We start from the raw sequence: 3781 nt of genomic DNA, 5'->3' as shown, positions 1-3781 counted from the left end.
CTGATGTCATTGCCTCTGATGTCATTGCCTCTGATGTCATTGCCTCTGATGTCATTGCCTCTGATGTCATTGCCTCTGATGTCATTGCCTCTGATGTCATTGTTCAACAGGTCTCGCCCACGAATCGACGATGGCACGCCGCGCTGGGGCGACTCGTCGCCTGGCAGACGAAAACTGGATACGCGTGAAGGTCCACCTGGTGTGGTGGATCGGCCGACCGCTGACGCATCGCTCGCGATCTTCTTTGCTGGCGGCAACTTTTCGAAGTCTCGCCGGGCACTCCGTGTTTTTTCCTGGGACTGCTCCGCAAAACGTCCCAACGACGAGGCTTGGGTATCGCTGATGCGACGGAATCGAATGTCATCGGAGTTCCGCCGGGCATAGTCTTCCAGCGAATTGGCCAAGTTTGCCGCCTCGACGCGCTCGCGATTCCCCTTGCCCGTCACCGAACCTGCTCCACGCGGTCCCGCGTGAGCGGGCGGTCCCGCATACGTTCGCGGCGGCCTGAGTTCCTGATGCTCGCGGATCTGTTGATGTTGTCGCGCGATGCGATCGAGCGAATACTCTCGATCGTTCAGCGACCGGATCCCATAGTACGAGTACAACGGATCGTACAGCCGTGGCCGCTGGTAGTAGCTGATCCAGGGATAGTAACTCGTTCCATATCCCACTCCGTAGTAGTCGCCAAAGTAATAGCGACCGTACCGCGGATTGACGAACAGATTCGCCAACAGACCAAGACCGCTGTTGATGACGTAGCGCGGCCGATACCAGTAGTTGGCGCGCAGATAAATCGGCGACCGATAATACACCGGGGTGAACAGCACGCCGCGCCGCTGGAGACGATAGTCCCAATACCCGGTTCGGAAGATGCAGCCCCGCGGGGTCCAGACGTATTGGTTCGGAATCCAGACCCAGTTGGGTTGGGATCTGGCCCAGAAGCCCGGCGTCCACTGGTACTGGCTTGTTTGATAGGTCCAGTTTCCAGGCACATAGAAGTAATTGTCCCCCGGCGCCGGCGAGGCCGGACCTTGCTCGAGTGACTCCGGCGGCGGCGGCAGGTAGTCGACCGTTGCCGCTTGTTCATTTGCCCAAAAGCCTGCGACGCGACGATAGCCGTCCTCGGCCGGCTCCCAGTAACCGGGCACCCAGCGACGTTGCGGTGGGACCTCTCGCCACACACCGCTGATCCACAGGTAGTCACCAAGCTCTTCATCCCAATCCCAATATCCCGGGATCCACGTCGATTTTTCACTGTCCGGCCGAAGCGTCGGCGGCAGTTCCTTGACCGGCGGCGGAGGTTCTTTGGGGACCACCGGAGCGGGCTTCGGGTCGGCCGCGTAAGGTTCGGCGTACGACTCGTGCAACGGTCCGTGTGTCAGGTATTCCACGCCGGATTCATCGACCAGCGGATCGCCCTGCGCCGGATCGATCGCCTGCAAGTCAGCATTGAGCGTTTCGGAAGATGCGTTGATCGATCCAGCACTCGGCTGTCCGACTTCCTGGGGTTGGAACGGGGGAGCTTGAGCAAGCAGCGGACTGGCCAACAGAACCGCAACGGCGGTGTGCAGGCAGGAGAAAAAGAGAGACCTTGGGAAGTGGATCATCGTGTAGGTTGGCTGTGAGTGATTCGTCGAACGCCTTCGCACCGCTTTCCACTGCAATCCGTGTACCGTCCGCGGTAGCACGACGTTGCGAAGTTGATATTCCGGCGAGATTCAGTCGATCAGTCGATCACCCGGCCACTGCAGCTCGATTTGTCAGAGGGCGCGACGTTTTTAGCGGCCGGCACAAAGCCTTCGCGCCGTATGGCTGGAAGATCGATTTGACGACAGTTTGTCGAGATTGCGACGATTCTGGACTGGCTCGTGCCGTTCCGCTAACACCTGGAGCCGATACCGGACGGCTCGCGCCGTTCCGCTAACACCTGGAGTGTTTTGTTAGCGGCAGGGCGCGAGCCCTCCGGTCATTCAAGCCGATACCGGACGGCGCGCGCCGTTCCGCTAACTCCTGGAGTGATTTGTTAGCGGCAGGGCGCGAGCCCTCCGGTCGTTCAAGCCGATACCGGACGGCTCGCGCCGTTCCGCTAACACCAGCCGCTGAATTGATTCGCTCGCACGCTCCCGACGGACGCCGATCAAACATCTGCCGATCGCCGCAGCACCCAGGCTCACACCGGCGAGGATTCGCTGGTCAACAACTGGTCGACTTCGTTGCTGACGATGACGCCGTAATTGATCGCCCCGAGCCAACCGCTCATGATGATCCCGACGCTTCCGGCGTGATACATGCCTCCGACTTGGTTGGGCAGGTCTCGGCTGACCCCCAGGCCTTCGAATTTGGTGCCGAAGCTGGCGCCCCGTTCGTGGAGCGTGTAGTGCTGGAAGGTACGCGGCGTGGCGGCTTCGGCATGGTCGATCTTGTCACGCACCCCGGGGATGTAACGCTCCAGCGCGTCGATCGTGGTCTCCACCAGATCTTGCTTGCTCGCTTCGTAATCCTCTTCGTTCAGATCGTTCCAGTCCGACCAGTTGGCGTTGGTGCTGCTGACGATCGCGTAGCGTTCCTTGGTTTTCCAGGGCCGCGTCCGGGGATAATAAAAGCTGAAGGTCCGACTGGTGATGTCGCGGCTGAGCAATGACTCGGTATTGAACGTCTCCGCCGTGCTGGTGAAGAACAGGTCACCGCTGCTTTCGTCGATCGTTTCGCCCTCTTTGAGCGCCATGTAGACTTGCGTGCTGCTGTTGTTCAGCCGGACGGCGTTGGTCCGTTGGACGTAATCGGCATCCAGTTTTTCTTTGCCGATCATCTTCAGGATCGTGGTCCGCAGGTTCGCATTGCTGACGACGGCACGACAGCGAATGGTTCGATCACCGACCCGGACCGCACTGACTCGACCACCTTTGGTAATGATTTGATCGACCGGACAATTGATGCGGATGTCGACCCCGTTGGATTCCAATTCCTTTTTCATCCGCTTGATCAGGTCGTCGGTTCCCCCTTCATAGATGTAAACGCCCTTGCTCATGAAGTTGCTGAAAACGATCCCGTACGTGATCGCGGGGTCTTCCAGTGTGGACCCGTTGGCGTAGGTGATCGGTTCCATCAACAGACGAACGATGTCGTTGCGTCCGGGAAAGAACCGTTCAAAGAGTTCTCCGGTCGTGGTGGTTTGGTCGTCGTAGAAATTCATGCCCCGCGCGGTGTCAAAAAACGACTTGACCGTCTCGGGATCCTGACCGAACCGCTCGACCAACAACCGCGAAAAATCTTCGCGATCGAACGTCGTGGTGAGCGAGAACTGGGGGTTGTCGAAGCGAATGTTTTTGAGCTGGACGATTCGGTCGGAGATGCCACGGTTCCAATATCGGCGACACGATTTGATCATCCCGTGAGGAAACCCATGCAACGAGATGTCGAAGGTGTGGCTTCCGGGCCGCAGAAACCAGGTCGCCAACCCGCCGAGTTTGTAGTGCTGTTCCAACAACAGCACACGGTGGCCGGCGCGACCGAGAATGTTGGCACTGGTCAGCCCGGCCAATCCGCTGCCGATCACCACGACATCGTACTCGTCTTTGGCACCTTTTAGAAAATCACGCGGCATGGAACGGCGGCAGCAATGGGGGAAAAAGGAATCGAAAGCGTCTTGCGGGGATAATTTGAACGATGACGGGCGGGAAGCCTATCCCACTAGTGCTCCGTCAACTTTTCGATTGAGGGTGCCGCGGAAAAGGGGTCAGGTACCAAAAATGCGAAGCACCCGTTGGGCCATTTGGTTTTT

Annotated in this window: 2 protein-coding genes; both read right to left on the bottom strand. The window is 58.7% G+C overall.

Going from position 1 to position 3781, the window contains the following annotated elements; all coding sequences use genetic code 11:
* Positions 1–1607, bottom strand: a 1607-nt coding sequence (locus ABX749_RS25415; RefSeq protein ID WP_372898473.1) for a hypothetical protein, incomplete at its 3' end; no start/stop codon positions are given.
* Positions 1608–2170: 563 nt separating this feature from the next.
* Positions 2171–3604, bottom strand: a complete 1434-nt coding sequence (locus ABX749_RS25410; RefSeq protein ID WP_372898472.1) for a phytoene desaturase family protein — start codon at positions 3602–3604, stop codon at positions 2171–2173.
* Between the last annotated feature and the right edge of the window lie 177 nt (positions 3605–3781).

The organism is Stieleria sp. (assembly GCF_041595215.1).
GTDB lineage: Bacteria > Planctomycetota > Planctomycetia > Pirellulales > Pirellulaceae > Stieleria > Stieleria magnilauensis.
Note: the sequence above shows the minus strand (reverse complement) of the source record. Positions and strands in the feature narration are given on the sequence as shown.